Origin of the sequence: Oceanobacillus kapialis (assembly GCF_044790185.1) — a bacterium.
GTDB classification, from domain to species: Bacteria; Bacillota; Bacilli; order Bacillales; family Amphibacillaceae; genus Oceanobacillus_B; species Oceanobacillus_B kapialis.
This window is the reverse complement of the sequence record NZ_CP085256.1, coordinates 2,046,881-2,061,721: the sequence shown is the minus strand read 5'-3', so window position 1 is coordinate 2,061,721 and position 14,841 is coordinate 2,046,881. Positions and strand designations below refer to the sequence as shown.

Sequence of the window (14,841 nt, the reverse complement as noted above, 5' to 3'; positions counted from 1 at the left end):
TAATTTTTAGCGGAAGATAGAAAGTTTTTAAAGGTTTTGTCGATTATATGAAATTAGCTAGTATTTGTAGTATGATAATAAAAAGAAATCTCGTCTTGGAGGATACATCATGGAAAATTTCAAATCAGGATTTGTAGCAATTATTGGTAGACCGAATGTAGGAAAGTCCACTTTTATGAACAGAGTGATTGGCCAGAAAATTGCCATTATGAGTGATAAAGCACAAACAACAAGGAACAAAATTCAGGGGGTACTTACCCAGGATGATTCTCAAATAGTTTTTATTGACACACCGGGGATCCATAAGCCGAAGCATCGGCTTGGAGACTTTATGGTAAAGACGGCAGAAAACACGCTTAATGAAGTGGACGCCATTTTATTTATGATCAATGCTAAGGAAGGCTATGGCAGAGGAGATCAATATATACTTGACCTTCTGCAAAACGTGAATCGACCGGTTTACCTTGTGATCAATAAAATAGACCTCATTCACCCGGATGATCTCTTCCCACTGATTGAACAATATAAGGATAAGTTAGAGTTCCAAGAGGTTATCCCAATTTCTGCGCTTGAAGGTAATAATGTTACACATCTTCTAGATGTTCTGAAAGCTAAACTTCCTGAAGGGCCACAGTATTACCCTGAGGATCAGGTTACAGATCATCCTGAACGGTTTGTTATTACAGAGTTAATACGAGAAAAAGTACTCCAATTAACAAGAGAAGAAATCCCTCATTCCATAGCAGTAGTGATGGAGAACATGGAAAAGCGGGATAATAATTCTCTATATATTCAAGCGACGATTGTCACAGAGAGAAAGACGCAAAAAGGAATCCTAATTGGGAAGCAAGGAAGTATGCTGAAAAACATCGGTAAATATGCCAGACAGGATATTGAAGCATTACTTGGTTCAAAGATTTATTTAGAGCTTTGGGTGAAGGTTAAAAAGGACTGGAGAAACAAGCAAAATCAGCTTCATGAATACGGGTTTAGAAGCGATGAATATTAAACATGGTAAATTTTTATACTAATTGTTTCAGCCCGTGTGGTCATTCTAATTAATGAGTTACATTTTCAAACTAAAAAGAAAGGTGGGGTTTCTTGTGATCGACTTAACCTGGAAAGTATTTAGTCAAACGGGAAACATTGAAACCTATTTATTAATGAAAGAGTTGGAAAATGAACCAAGCAATAGGATAAGTGGACAGACGGAGCAGGAAGAAACTACAATGGATACAAAGCTTTAGTAAAAACTTGAGCACATTCCGATAGAAAAGGGGAAGGTATGTGTTAGAGAAAGTAAACGGCTTCGTAATTAAAACAAATGATTATGGTGAAACACATAAAATAGTAACGATATTCAGCAAAAAAGTAGGTAAGTTCTCACTATTGGCAAAGGGAGCCAAAAAGCCAAAAAGTCGAATGGCTGCCGTTACGCAGCCATTCATCTATGGAGAATATTTCGTTTATCTTAACAGTGGCCTAAGTACCTTACAGCAGGGTGAGGTCATACAATCATTACGTGCGATACGTGAAGATATCGTAAAAACCGCTTATGCTGCCTATGTTTCTGAGTTACTTGATAAATTACTCGATCAACAATCTCCAGACATCCATATATATGAAGAGTTTGAGCAAACTATGCATTGGATCACAGAGAAAGAAGACCCTGCTATACCAATCATGATGTTGGAGATGAAGCTTTATGAAAAAGGTGGGTTTGCCCCAACAGTCGATCGTTGTGCCAATTGTGGACAGAAAAGAAGTCCATATGCCTTTTCTATTAAAGAGGGAGGCCTCTTGTGTAATCAGTGCAGGTATTTAGATGAGACAGCGGTATCCTTACCAGATTCCGTTACGAGACTACTTTATGTCTTTTCGGCAGTTAATTTAGATCAGGTTGGTTCGATCTCTGTAAAAGATGAAAACAAAAAGCTATTGCGTGAGTTATTAAACAGCTATTATGATGCTTATGGAGGTTTTTATCTAAAGTCTAGAAAATTCCTCTCCCAGATTGATCTATTATCTTAGCGAGTTTGGCTTGACAAGACAGGAGCGAATAGCTTATTATTTGTACATATTTTAATGTGAATAATAGCTACATGGATAGAGAATAGTACTTTTTGCAACTGTGCACAGCGAATTCGGAAACGTGTGAGCCGAATGACAGTACTTAAAGGAATGGCACCTCTGGAGTAGCTCCCATAAAGTGGCTCATTTATTATCTGAGCAAATAGGGTGGAACCGCGGGTAATCCCCGTCCCTATGTCTATAAGTGTAGACATAGGGACGGGGATTTTGTTTTCACTAAAAATGAATTACAGCCTCGCATAAAAAAGGAGCATAGGCTAAGGTAAAACTCATTAACTTTCGGGGGACCAAAACAACAAAGTATTAATAAATAAATGGAGGTAGATGACAATGAATATTCAAGAAATGATTTTAACCTTGCAGAAGCACTGGTCAGACCAAAACTGCATTATTATGCAAGCGTATGATGTTGAAAAAGGAGCAGGAACGATGTCACCTATGACATTATTAAGAAGCTTGGGACCAGAGCCTTGGAATGTGGCGTACGTAGAACCATCTAGAAGGCCAGATGACGGAAGATATGGCGAAAACCCTAATCGACTTTACCAACACCACCAATTCCAAGTAATTATGAAGCCTTCACCTGATAATATTCAAGAACTATATCTTCAATCACTTGAAAAGCTAGGTATTGATCCATTAAAACATGATATTCGTTTTGTAGAAGATAACTGGGAAAATCCAACGCTAGGCGCCGCTGGTCTTGGTTGGGAAGTTTGGCTGGATGGTATGGAGATTACGCAGTTTACGTATTTCCAACAAATTGGTGGGTTAGAAGCAAGCCCTGTAACAGTAGAGCTAACATATGGGATAGAACGACTTGCTTCCTATATTCAAGATAAAGAAAATGTGTTTGATCTAGAATGGACAGAAGGTGTTACCGTTAAGGATATCTTCTTCCAGCCTGAATATGAACATTCGGTATATACCTTTGAAGAATCTAATACGGATATGCTTTTTCAGTTATTTGAAATGTATGAGCAAGAAGCAAAGGCAACCATGGAAAAAGGCCTTGTATTTCCTTCTTATGATTATGTTCTTAAGTGTTCGCACACCTTTAATCTTCTAGATGCCAAAGGCGTGATTTCTGTAACAGAGAGAACAGGCTATATTGGAAGAATACGTAATTTAGCTAGAAGCATTGCAAAAACATATGTCGCAGAAAGGGAAAGACTTGGCTTTCCTATGCTTCAAAAGGAGGAGAAATAAATGGCTAAGGATGTCTTATTAGAGATTGGACTTGAAGAATTACCTGCACGGTTTGTAGATGATGCAGAAAAACAATTAAAAGAAAATACAGCTAGCTGGTTGCAGGAGCAGCGGATTTCTTATCATTCGATTTCCAGCTATTCAACACCAAGGAGACTTACGGTCCATATAACAAAAGTAGCTGAAGAGCAGGAAACCATTGAGGAAGAAGCGAAAGGGCCTGCAGAAAAAATTGCAAAAGACGAAGAGGGTAATTGGACTAAAGCGGCCATAGGATTTACAAAAGGACAGGGAAAAGACGTTTCGGATATTTATATGAAAGATGTAAAAGGCACGAATTATATCCATGTCTCAAAGGTAATTAAAGGAAAGGCCACATCTGAGCTTCTTCCAGACTTGCAATCTATAATAGAATCCATTCAATTTGGCAAAAACATGCGCTGGGGAACGGAAACTCTGCGTTACGCAAGGCCAATTAGATGGGTTGTTGCTTTATTTGGCAGTGAAGTGATTCCGTTTGAAGTGGCAAGTGTGGTAACTAGCAATGTGACTTATGGTCATCGCTTTTTAGGTGAGAAGATAACTCTAGAAACTCCAAAAGAATATAGGGAAAAACTAGCCAAGAACTTTGTTATAGTGGATGCAAATGAGAGAGAGAAAATGATAGTAGATGCAATCCAAGCAGCTGAAGCGAAACACCATTATCATATACCAGTGGATGCCGATTTGCTAACAGAGGTTCGCAATCTTGTTGAATACCCAACGCTTTTTATTGGGTCTTTTGAAGAGAAGTACTTATCACTTCCATCTGAGGTATTGATTACTTCCATGAAGGAGCATCAGCGCTATTTCCCTGTTATGTCTGAGGACGGAAACCTGTTACCCCATTTTGTGGGTGTCCGTAACGGAGATGACGCTTCCTTAACTACTGTTATAAAAGGAAATGAAAAGGTACTCCGTGCACGTTTATCAGATGCAGCTTTCTTCTATACTGAAGATAAGAAACGCTCTATCGAATTCTTCCAGGAGAAACTTGGAAAAGTTGTTTTCCAAGAGAAGCTTGGAACTATTGCTAATAAAACAAATCGTATTAGTGGCATTACAAAGCAATTGGGCACACGGTTAGAGTTGGAGCAGGAAATGACAAAGGATGCTTTAAGAGCAGCTGAAATTTGTAAATTCGACCTTATGACAAATATGGTTAATGAATTTACAAAACTACAAGGAATTATCGGAGAAAAATATGCCCGTCACTTTGGAGAAACGGAACAAGTGTCAATGGCAATTAAGGAACATTATTTACCTGTGCAAGCTAATGGAGAATTACCTGAAAGTGAAATTGGAGCAATGCTCAGTATTGCCGATAAATTAGATACGATTGTTGGGTGTATTTCTATCGGACTTATCCCAACAGGCTCACAAGACCCTTATGGCCTTAGACGACAAGCACTTGGCGTAATGCGTATCCTTGAGGAAAGAAAATGGAATATTACACTGGAAGAATTATTAGCATTCGCTTTAGAGCAATTGAGGAAAACTGGAATTGAGACAAAGAACGAACAAGAGGTACAACAAGAATTGCATACTTTCTTCACCGCACGTGCAAGTTTCATACTGAAGGAAGCAGATGTTGAACAGGATATCACGCAAGCTGTATTACATGAGAAAATTGGCAATGTATCTTACACGATTGCAAAAGCGCAGTCTCTCTCTGAAAAAAGAAGTGATGAAGCTTTTAAACCAGTACAAGAAGCACTTGTTCGTCTTTTAAATTTGGCGAAGCAGGATCTGACAGGGGATGTGGACCCAACTTTATTTGAAACAGATTCTGAGAAAGAATTGTACCGTGCGTTTGAATCGGTGAAAGGAAATTATAACGAAAAAAACCAAAGGAAAGATGCAAAAGAAGCTTTAAATGTTCTTTCCAGTCTGTCAGCGTACATCCATGACTTTTTTGAACATAATATGGTGATGGCAGAAGACGAAAACATTCGCACAAACCGTTTAACGCTCGTCCATCATATTGCGAAGCTTATAAGAGATTACGCAGACCTTACAAAAATTGAATGGAAACAGCATTTTTAATCACGGTTGCTCCCATATTTCCTTTTTTCAAAGGTATAAGCTATAATATGATGCAAGTATGCAATATTGATCGCCAGGTGGTGGCTAGATGGAATTATCGAAAAGACAAGAGCGTATTATAGAAATTGTAAAAGAAAACGGGCCAATAACAGGAGAAAACATTGCGGAGGAATTACATCTTACACGAGCGACATTAAGACCAGACCTGGCCATCCTAACGATGGCCGGCTTTCTTGATGCAAGACCAAGAGTGGGGTATTTTTTTACAGGTAAGACAGGTTCTGAGCTCCTTACAGAACGAATTAAAAAGTTCAAAGTTCAACAGTACCAGCATGTCCCAATTGTAGTAAAAGAAAGTGTGTCTGTGTACGATGCGATCTCTACCATGTTTCTCGAAGATGTAGGAACCTTGTTTGTTGTGGATGAACAATCTTGCTTAACGGGTGTTTTATCCCGCAAGGACCTTCTGCGTGCGAGTATCGGACAACAAGATTTAAATGCTATTCCTGTACACATAATTATGACGAGAATGCCCAATATTACAGTTTGTAGAAAAGAAGATCTTTTAATTGATGTTGCGATGAAATTGATGAACAAACAAATAGACGGCATCCCTGTTGTTAGGGACGTAGATGCTGGTCTAGAGGTAATTGGACGCATCACGAAAACAACTATTACGAAGGTGTTTGTCGAACTAATTACAAACGATCAAGTTTAATGTAAACAAAGGGGGCAGATGGATGACGGGGGCACCAATTGTATATGTCATTTCAGATTCTGTTGGTGAAACAGCAGAGCTCGTTATTAAAGCTGGACTTAGTCAGTTTAATAATGGTGAGTATAAAATACAGCGTATTCCTTATGTTGAAGATACGGGTACAATTGATGAAGTACTTCAACTAACGAAGGAAAGTAAAGGATTAATTGGATTTACCCTAGTAGACCCGATTTTACGGAAGTATGTTAATGACCAGGCTAAAGAGATGGGGATTGAAGCGATAGATATTATGGGTCCTATGCTTTCTTCAATGGAGCGTGTGTTTGACAACCTACCCAGAATGGAAGCAGGGCTTGTTCATAAATTGGATGAAGATTACTTTAAAAGGGTAGAAGCCATAGAGTTTGCAGTTAAATACGACGATGGACGTGATGCCAGAGGTATCTCTCGAGCTGACATTGTGCTCATCGGTGTCTCTAGAACTTCTAAAACACCATTATCACAATTTCTTGCACATAAACGCTTGAAGGTCGCAAATGTTCCCATCGTTCCGGAGGTTGATCCACCGGAAGAACTTTTTGAAGTGTCTCCTGAGAAATGCATTGGGTTAAGAATAAGCCCGGAAAAATTAAATGAGATTAGAAAAGAGAGGCTCAAGGCTTTAGGATTAGGTGGTCAGGCAACTTATGCTAACATTGAACGAATTCATCAGGAGTTAAGCTATTTTGATAATGTCGTCAAACGAATTGGTTGTAAAGTAATTGATGTGTCCAATAAAGCTGTTGAGGAAACGGCTAATAACATCTTACAATTAATAGAAACCTAAAGCGTCTTTATGATTAATACTACAATAAAACATTCTATATAGCATAGGATGTTTTTTGTATGCTACCAAATAAAAGAGTGCTGCTTGTTATAAGGTAGGAAGCAGTTTCAGCTAGTTTTCGGTCAGAAGAATATCTGTGCTAAATTCTGGCGTTTTTGGTTAAAGTGTATTATAATCAGATTTTGTGTAAAGATATATATATAAATAGAAACAATCGTTCTATTTGTATGTCACATGCATATTCTGAAAAGTAAAACATTCCTTGAAAAGAAGGATTCTATCAGGAATATGTAGAAATAGTGTAAAAGAAGCGACTTTTGGTTTGCTTTTGTTTAGAAAAACCTTGTTTTAGGATGGTCATTATTCCAAAGCTTTATACGTGAATTATTGGAGTGAATTAAAACAATATAAACTCTGTACAGCTTTTCCTTCTATGAAAAACTAAGCAATGAAGGAATTTTTTCTCCATACAGAAAAAATATTGTCGAATTATGAAGGATTTCATCCATTCTCGACGAATAGTAATGATAGCATGGTGATAATATGACAAATCGAATTCCCGAAACAGTAATCGAAGAAATTCGACAAGCAAATGATATTGTTGATGTCATCGGGGACTATGTTCAACTAAAAAAACAAGGTAGAAATTTTGTTGGACTCTGTCCATTTCATGGTGAAAAGACCCCGTCTTTCTCCGTCACGCAAGAGAAACAGATTTTTCGCTGCTTCGGTTGTGGGAAAGGTGGTAACGTTGTATCTTTCCTAATGGAGATGGAAAGCTATTCCTTTTATGAGGCCTTGCAGCATTTAGCAGAGAGGTCTGGTAAAGAACTTCCTGATACTGGTGTCAAAAAAGAATCCTCTTTATCCCAAGAAAGCCAGAGTATCCTGTCCGCATATGAGTGGGTGACTAAACTGTATCACCATTTATTAAGATATGCGAAGGATGGGAAAGAAGGGTATCAGTACTTACAGGATAGAGGCCTTGAAGAAGATACAATCGATGCATTTCATTTAGGATTTGCTCCAAATGCCAAGGACTTTACCGCAGAATTCTTAGAAAAAAAGGGATTTCACCGACAAATCCTTGTTAAAGCAGGTTTAGTTTCGCTACTGAATGATAATAGTGTAAGTGACCGCTTTCGAGGAAGAGTAATTTTTCCTATACGTAATCACTTGGGAAAAACAGTCGCTTTTGGAGGGCGTGCACTGGGCGAAGATCAAGAGCCAAAATACTTGAATAGCCCGGAAAGTGATTTGTTCCAAAAAGGAAAGCTATTGTTTAATTTTGACCTTGCTAGGAAATATATTCGCAAGGAAGGTCAAGTGATTTTGTTTGAAGGATACATGGATGTGATATCCGCTTTCCAGGCAGATGTCCGAAATGTGGTTGCTACCATGGGTACCGCTTTAACCGAATATCAAGCAAAATTGTTAAAACGTTATGTCGACACGGTTATTATTTGCTATGACGGAGATAATGCTGGTGTTGAAGCAACGAGCAAAGCTGCTGATTTACTGCGCACCGTTGGATGTGACGTGAAGGTGGCAAGAATAAAGGATGGGCTTGACCCGGACAGCTTCATTCAAACCTATGGAAAAGAAGCTTTTCAAAATGAGGTAATTAAAGCGAGCGAAACCTTTATTGCATTTTATATGCGATATCACCGGAAGGCGTATAATTTAAACCTTGAAGGTGACCGTATAAAATATATCGAAAAAATGCTCCAACAACTTGCAATGATTGATAGTCCTGTGGAACGGGAATATTACGTAAAAGAGTTAAGCAAAGAATTTGATATCTCAATGGATACCTTGATAGGTGAATTAGAGAATTACCAGAACAGAAACAAAAAGCAACAGGATAAGAGCGAAAAGAACAGATATACTAATAGTAGTTCAGCACCTGTCCGCAATAAAAAATTATTGCCTGCTTTTCAAAATGCAGAAAAGAAACTTATTTCTTATATGCTACAGGATGCAACAATAGCTGAGAAGGTACGTGAAGAGCTTGGTGCAGCATTTAATGTAGATGAACACAAAATAATTGCTACCCACTTATATGCCTTTTATGAAGATGGTCATTCAGCAGATGTGAGTTTATTCATTGAACGGTTGACAGACCAAAAGCTTAACCAGATCGTTATTGAAATTGCAATGACTCCTGTCATTGATGATATAAGTGACAAAGAGATTAATGATTATATTAAAGTTATCCGGGCTCAAGCAAATGATGTGACGGATATTCAATCTTTAAAAAGTCAACAAAGAATGGCTGAAAGGCAGAATGATCCAATAAAAGCTGCCCAAATTGCTAAACAAATTATTGAGATACAAAAACAATTAAAGAATACAAATTAGTTTTATGTAGTCTGGAAGGAGGGGGACTCATGGCCGAAAACAAGCCTTCAGAAACCAAAGAAAATAATGAGCCTGAACTAACCATTGAACAAGCGAAAGATCAATTACTCGAGATGGGAAAAAAACGTGGTGTCCTGGCTTATGAGGAGATAGCTGATCGTTTATCCAACTTTGTAATTGAACCTGACCAAATGGATGAATTTTATGAGTACCTTGGAGAACAGGGTGTCGAGGTAATTGGTGAATCGGAAGAGGATCCAAATATGCAGCAAATCGCCAAGGAAGAAGAATTCAACTTGAATGATCTAAGTGTTCCACTTGGAATCAAGATCAATGATCCTGTACGGATGTACTTAAAGGAAATTGGCCGAGTTGATTTACTATCTGCAGCCGAAGAAATTGATCTGGCAACCAGAATTGAAAATGATGAAGATGAAGCAAAAAGGCGGCTCGCTGAAGCCAACCTTCGACTTGTTGTAAGTATCGCCAAACGTTATGTTGGACGAGGTATGCTATTTCTCGATCTGATTCAAGAAGGCAATATGGGTCTGATGAAAGCTGTTGAGAAATTTGACTACCGAAAAGGCTTCAAATTTAGTACGTATGCTACTTGGTGGATTCGTCAGGCAATTACTCGTGCGATAGCAGACCAAGCGAGAACAATCCGTATCCCAGTTCATATGGTTGAGACTATAAACAAGCTAATCCGGGTCCAACGTCAATTGTTACAAGATTTAGGTAGAGAGCCTACGCCAGAAGAAATTGGTGAAGAAATGGAACTTTCTCCTGACAAAGTCCGAGATATCTTAAAAATAGCTCAAGAGCCAGTTTCTCTCGAGACGCCAATCGGCGAAGAAGATGATTCACATCTAGGTGACTTTATCGAGGACCAGGAAGCAGTCTCTCCATCAGACCATGCAGCGTATGAGTTACTCAAGGAGCAGCTTGAAGATGTTCTCGACACACTTACAGATCGTGAAGAAAATGTGTTGCGTTTACGTTTTGGTCTTGATGACGGACGTACTCGAACATTAGAAGAGGTTGGTAAGGTATTTGGCGTGACTCGTGAACGAATTCGCCAAATCGAGGCTAAAGCACTTCGAAAACTAAGACATCCAAGCCGCAGCAAACGGTTGAAGGATTTTCTTGATTAAATAATAGTATGGTCATTGTGCATAGAATAAGTGTTCAATGACCCCCTCCTATTATTAAAGGGAGAAATAGGAGTGTGAAGGATGTCTGAGGAAAGAATTAGTACCATAGTTAATGAAATTCATTATTGGAAAGAGCACCACCTACTACCAGATACGTACTGTGATTTTCTGCTTGCACTCTATACGAATGGGGAAGGTGTACCTGATTCTGTTACGAAACAGGTTAGCACTGGCTCAAGAATGGGAAGATGGTTACAAATAGTATTAGTCTCTTTTTTGGTACCGTTCTCATTCTATGTGCATTATTTTACGCCGATAAATCTGTTTTGGCAAATTGGTATGATATTGTTGTTTTTATGCTATAGTAGTTGGACGTATATCAGTGTTAAAAAAAGAAATGAAATGTTATATCATGTCAGCTTGATAACAAGTATTTTTCTAATGTTTTTTATGACTTTACTTATAGGGAAAATAATTCCTCTTGAAGGTACTTGGCTGAGTATCGCTTTTGCAGTAAATTTTATTGGTTGGATCCTACTAGGAAAATATTTCAAGCAAAACTATCTGATTATCATCGGAATTATTGCTCTATTATTTACTTTTCTATATACAATTTTGTAAATTGTCATAGGTAAACTCTTTAAACAATATTGTTTTTCGAGTAAAATAAAAATAGTCTTTTCTAGTGAAATAGAATAGGGGATTACATAAGGAGGAAACGTAATGAGAAAAAACCCGGTTATCCCATATGCACTAATAGCTCTTTTCGGGATACTTGCTGTAGTTGTAATATCTATTATTGGATTAGACCAGCGAGAAGAGATTCAACAGGCTGAGGAGCAAGGGGAGCAATCCCAAGAAGGTGGAGGAGAATCATCCGAGGGTGAATCTGCTGAAGGGGGCACAACAGAAGATCCGGAAGCAATTTTCGAATCAAACTGCGCTAGCTGTCATGGTGCAGATTTATCCGGTGGTGCAGGACCGAATCTAACACAGGTAGGAAGCAGACTGTCCGAAGATGAAATTCAAAATATTATTATTAATGGTCAGGGTTCTATGCCAGCAGGAATGGCAACAGAACAGGAAGCTGAAGTTTTAGCTGCCTGGCTTGCTGAAAAACAGTAGATAGGTAACATGAGAGAATGAAGCTTTCTGCCACATACGACAGAAAGCTTTTCTTATTACATAGAACAAAATAAGGAAAGTTGAGATAGTATGTCACTTAATGTAAATTTATCTAAAAGATTAGAAAAAGTAGCATCTTATTTGCCTGCAGGAACTTTTTTTGCCGACATTGGTTCTGATCATGCCTATTTGCCATGTTTCGTTTGTTTGCAGGATTCCTCTGCAACTGCTGTCGCAGGAGAGATTAACGAGGGCCCATACGAAAGTGCAGTTCATACCGTTAAACAATATAACTTAGAAGCGCGTATTGATGTTCGCTTAGGAGATGGATTAGCAGTCCTAAAAGAAGATGAGGTCCATCAAGTCGTTATTGCAGGGATGGGAGGGGCTCTCATTCGAAATATATTAGACATGGGTAAAGAAAAACTTAAGTCAGTTAATCAAATTATTGCCCAACCTAACATAGATGCGAGAAGTGTTAGAAGATGGTTTTTAGCTAATGGATATGTACTGGAGGATGAAGCGATTTTAGAAGAAAACGGCCATATTTATGAAATTTTAACTGCCAAAAGAAAAACCGCTGTTTCCCCTTACTTGGAGGAACAGTTGGGGAAGCAGCTGCTGTTTGGGCCTTATTTATTAAAGCAAACAAATGCAGTGTTTTACAAGAAATGGCGACATGAGTATGAGAAACTTCAAAACGTTTTATCCCAAATGGAAAAGGCTAAAACAAAGGACGTAGAGAAGATAGAACAGTTCAATAGAGAATTAAAATGGATGGAGGAGATTCTATATGACGAAAACAAAGATAACGAATAAGGACGTTTTTGCTGTACTGGAAAAGTTAGCTCCGAAATCTCTAGCTTATGAATGGGACAATGTTGGTTTACAGGTAGGCTCTTTTAATTCGCCTGTTACCAAGATTATGGTAACATTGGACGTATTAGAGGAAGTTGTGGACGAGGCGATTGCTAATGGTGTGCGTTTAATTATTGCTCATCATCCCTTATTATTTAAACCAATGAAACAGCTTCATACGGATACCCCACAAGGTCGTGTGATTAAAAAACTACTGGAGCACAATATTTCAGTTTATGCATCCCACACCAATCTGGATATTGCGACAGGTGGGGTGAATGATGCCCTTTGTGAAAAGTTACAAATCAAAAACCCACAGCCTCTGATAAAAGAAGGATCCATGAAACTATTTAAATTAGTAGTGTATGTTCCCGAAACACATCAGCACCAAGTACGGGAAGCATTAGGAGATAGTGGAGCTGGTCATATTGGAAATTACAGTCATTGCACCTTCCAAACAAAAGGGGAAGGAAGATTTAAACCATTAGAAGGTACTGACCCGTTTATTGGATCAACGGATACATTAGAAGCTGTGCAAGAGGTAAAAATAGAAACAATTGTACAAGAAAGTTTCTTGCAAGACGTTCTTTCCGCAGTAATCACAGCCCATCCATATGAAGAAGTGGCTTATGACGTATTTTCTCTGGAAAATAAAGGAGAAACTTATGGTCTAGGCCGAATAGGTACATTAGATAAAACAATTACACTAAAAGAATTTTGCACCCTTATAAAGAAACAACTAGATATACCTGGTTTACGAGTAACTGGAGATTTGGAACACAAAGTGAAAAAGATTGCTGTATTAGGTGGTAGTGGTGAAAAATATATACGCGCCGCAAAAAAAGCAGGTGCGGATACTTTTATTACAGGCGATGTGACATTCCATACTGCACAAGATGCATGGCAAATGGGACTAGCTGTCATTGATCCGGGTCATTATGCAGAAAAAGTGATGAAGGAATCGGTGCTTCAATATCTCAAAGAGCAATTTTCCGAAAAGGGCGTTGAATTGCTAGTTTCAACCACTAGCACAGATCCTTTTCAGTTTATATAAAATAATTTATCAATAAAGGAGTTCTATACAGATGGAGCAAAACAGCTTTCACGCATTTACCTTTCATCCGATTATGCACGATATTATAGCAAGGTTGGGTTTTAAAGAACCGACTGAAATTCAGCAAAAAGTAATTCCTTCAATATTGCAAGGGAACAGCGTAGTTGGACAGTCACGTACGGGATCTGGAAAGACGCATGCCTTTCTTTTGCCACTATTTAATCAAATTGAAACAAACAAACGGGAAGTACAATTTGTTATTACAGCCCCTACAAGGGAACTTGCAACACAATTGCATGATGAAGTCAAACGAATTATTCATTATGCGGACAGGGATAAGCAATGGGTTGCGAAACTTTTAATTGGTGGTACCGACAAGCAAAAAATGGCTGAGAAATTAAAGCAACCCCCACACATTATTGTAGGAACGCCTGGAAGAATTCTTGACTTAGTAAAAAGTGAGGCTATTTCTATCTATTCCGCAAAATCGTTCGTAGTTGATGAAGCGGACCTTATGTTGGATATGGGCTTTATAACAGATGTGGATCAATTGTTAGTTCGTTCGGCTAAAGACATACAGCTTTTAGTATTCTCAGCCACCATCCCCCAGCGCCTACAGCATTTCTTTAGGAAATATTTGGAAAACCCGGTATATGTAAAAGTGAAGGATCATTTTTCACCGGAAACCATGGATCATCACTTGGTTGCGCTTAGGCATCGAGACGAGGCGCGACTCATATTCGAGATCTCTCAAACAATACAGCCATATTTGGCAATTATTTTTACAAACGGAAAAGAAAAAGCAAACCAATTGGTAGATTCCCTACAGCAAAAAGGGTTAAAGGTCGGCCTTATCCATGGTGGTCTAGCCCCTCGAGAACGAAAACGAGTTCTTAAGGAGATACAAAACCTTCGCTATCAATACATTGTTGCAACCGATTTAGCTTCACGAGGGATAGATATTAAGGGTGTGAGCCATGTGATAAACGCTCAGCTGCCAAAAGAAGAGGATTTCTACATTCACCGAGTTGGGCGAACAGCTAGAGCTGGAATGGAAGGAACAGCCATTAGTATTTATCAAGATGAGGATATAAAACTCATTCAGAAATTAGAGCAAAAAGGTCTTGAATTCACCTATATTGATATTCGTAAGGGTGAATGGGTGGATGCAAAGCCTTGGAACCAACGAACACGAAGAACAAATGTGACGACCGATGTAGAGAAAGAAGCATGGAAACGTGTTAAAAAGGCTAAAAAGGTAAAACCAGGCTACAAGAAGAAAATGAAACATCAACAAACGAAAATTAAAAGAGAAATTACGCGAAAAAATAAATATAAAAAATAAGCGGTAGAGAGGTGT

Annotated in this window: 14 protein-coding genes; all 14 read left to right on the top strand. The window is 38.5% G+C overall.

The window, feature by feature from the left end:
- Nucleotides 1-106 precede the first annotated feature (106 nt).
- The 14 genes from era (at nt 107) to LG273_RS10795 (ending at nt 14,826) form a co-directional block, all read left to right on the top strand.
- Nucleotides 107-1,009, top strand: a complete 903-nt coding sequence (gene era / locus LG273_RS10860; protein WP_379564700.1) for a GTPase Era — start codon at nt 107-109, stop codon at nt 1,007-1,009.
- A gap of 94 nt (nt 1,010-1,103) precedes the next feature.
- Nucleotides 1,104-1,247, top strand: a complete 144-nt coding sequence (locus LG273_RS10855; protein ID WP_379564503.1) for a YqzL family protein — start codon at nt 1,104-1,106, stop codon at nt 1,245-1,247.
- A 40-nt stretch (nt 1,248-1,287) separates the two neighbouring features.
- Complete coding sequence (gene recO / locus LG273_RS10850) at nt 1,288-2,031, top strand: DNA repair protein RecO (RefSeq protein ID WP_404453485.1); 744 nt, start codon at nt 1,288-1,290, stop codon at nt 2,029-2,031.
- A gap of 390 nt (nt 2,032-2,421) precedes the next feature.
- Nucleotides 2,422-3,300, top strand: coding sequence for a glycine--tRNA ligase subunit alpha (gene glyQ / locus LG273_RS10845; RefSeq protein WP_379564499.1), 879 nt, complete (start codon nt 2,422-2,424; stop codon nt 3,298-3,300).
- Nucleotides 3,301-5,385 carry a glycine--tRNA ligase subunit beta gene (gene glyS / locus LG273_RS10840; RefSeq protein WP_404453481.1) on the top strand — a complete coding sequence of 695 codons (2,085 nt, stop codon included), beginning with the start codon at nt 3,301-3,303 and terminating at the stop codon, nt 5,383-5,385.
- An 88-nt stretch (nt 5,386-5,473) separates the two neighbouring features.
- Nucleotides 5,474-6,103, top strand: a complete 630-nt coding sequence (locus tag LG273_RS10835; RefSeq protein ID WP_404453478.1) for a helix-turn-helix transcriptional regulator — start codon at nt 5,474-5,476, stop codon at nt 6,101-6,103.
- A 22-nt stretch (nt 6,104-6,125) separates the two neighbouring features.
- A complete protein-coding gene (locus tag LG273_RS10830; RefSeq protein ID WP_379564493.1) occupies nt 6,126-6,929 on the top strand; it encodes a pyruvate, water dikinase regulatory protein in 804 nt (267 codons plus the stop codon).
- 543 nt (nt 6,930-7,472) lie between these two features.
- Nucleotides 7,473-9,290: a DNA primase gene (dnaG, locus tag LG273_RS10825; protein ID WP_404453475.1), complete on the top strand. Its 1,818-nt coding sequence runs from the start codon at nt 7,473-7,475 to the stop codon at nt 9,288-9,290.
- A 29-nt stretch (nt 9,291-9,319) separates the two neighbouring features.
- Complete coding sequence (rpoD, locus tag LG273_RS10820; protein WP_042223433.1) at nt 9,320-10,444, top strand: RNA polymerase sigma factor RpoD; 1,125 nt, start codon at nt 9,320-9,322, stop codon at nt 10,442-10,444.
- Nucleotides 10,445-10,525: 81 nt separating this feature from the next.
- On the top strand, nt 10,526-11,065 hold the full coding sequence (locus LG273_RS10815; protein ID WP_379564488.1) for a hypothetical protein: 540 nt from the start codon (nt 10,526-10,528) through the stop codon (nt 11,063-11,065).
- A gap of 102 nt (nt 11,066-11,167) precedes the next feature.
- Complete coding sequence (gene cccA / locus LG273_RS10810) at nt 11,168-11,569, top strand: cytochrome c550 (RefSeq protein ID WP_379564486.1); 402 nt, start codon at nt 11,168-11,170, stop codon at nt 11,567-11,569.
- Nucleotides 11,570-11,659: 90 nt separating this feature from the next.
- Complete coding sequence (locus LG273_RS10805; RefSeq protein WP_404453471.1) at nt 11,660-12,388, top strand: tRNA (adenine(22)-N(1))-methyltransferase; 729 nt, start codon at nt 11,660-11,662, stop codon at nt 12,386-12,388.
- The gene (locus LG273_RS10800; protein ID WP_404453468.1) at nt 12,363-13,481 is read left to right on the top strand and encodes a Nif3-like dinuclear metal center hexameric protein; all 1,119 of its coding nucleotides are present in this window, start codon (nt 12,363-12,365) and stop codon (nt 13,479-13,481) included. Before LG273_RS10805 ends, LG273_RS10800 begins: the two co-directional genes overlap by 26 nt.
- A 31-nt stretch (nt 13,482-13,512) precedes the next feature.
- Complete coding sequence (locus tag LG273_RS10795) at nt 13,513-14,826, top strand: DEAD/DEAH box helicase (RefSeq protein ID WP_404453465.1); 1,314 nt, start codon at nt 13,513-13,515, stop codon at nt 14,824-14,826.
- The last annotated feature ends 15 nt before the right edge of the window (nt 14,827-14,841 follow it).

Bases quoted from the DNA above. Each gene is read 5' to 3' on its own strand.
- LG273_RS10830 (WP_379564493.1), top strand. From the start codon at position 6,126: ATGACGGGGGCACCAATTGTATATGTCATTTCAGATTCTGTTGGTGAA.
- LG273_RS10800 (WP_404453468.1), top strand. From the start codon at position 12,363: ATGACGAAAACAAAGATAACGAATAAGGACGTTTTTGCTGTACTGGAA.
- glyS (WP_404453481.1), top strand. From the start codon at position 3,301: ATGGCTAAGGATGTCTTATTAGAGATTGGACTTGAAGAATTACCTGCA.
- LG273_RS10815 (WP_379564488.1), top strand. From the start codon at position 10,526: ATGTCTGAGGAAAGAATTAGTACCATAGTTAATGAAATTCATTATTGG.
- LG273_RS10795 (WP_404453465.1), top strand. From the start codon at position 13,513: ATGGAGCAAAACAGCTTTCACGCATTTACCTTTCATCCGATTATGCAC.
- cccA (WP_379564486.1), top strand. From the start codon at position 11,168: ATGAGAAAAAACCCGGTTATCCCATATGCACTAATAGCTCTTTTCGGG.
- rpoD (WP_042223433.1), top strand. From the start codon at position 9,320: ATGGCCGAAAACAAGCCTTCAGAAACCAAAGAAAATAATGAGCCTGAA.
- LG273_RS10835 (WP_404453478.1), top strand. From the start codon at position 5,474: ATGGAATTATCGAAAAGACAAGAGCGTATTATAGAAATTGTAAAAGAA.
- LG273_RS10805 (WP_404453471.1), top strand. From the start codon at position 11,660: ATGTCACTTAATGTAAATTTATCTAAAAGATTAGAAAAAGTAGCATCT.
- dnaG (WP_404453475.1), top strand. From the start codon at position 7,473: ATGACAAATCGAATTCCCGAAACAGTAATCGAAGAAATTCGACAAGCA.
- glyQ (WP_379564499.1), top strand. From the start codon at position 2,422: ATGAATATTCAAGAAATGATTTTAACCTTGCAGAAGCACTGGTCAGAC.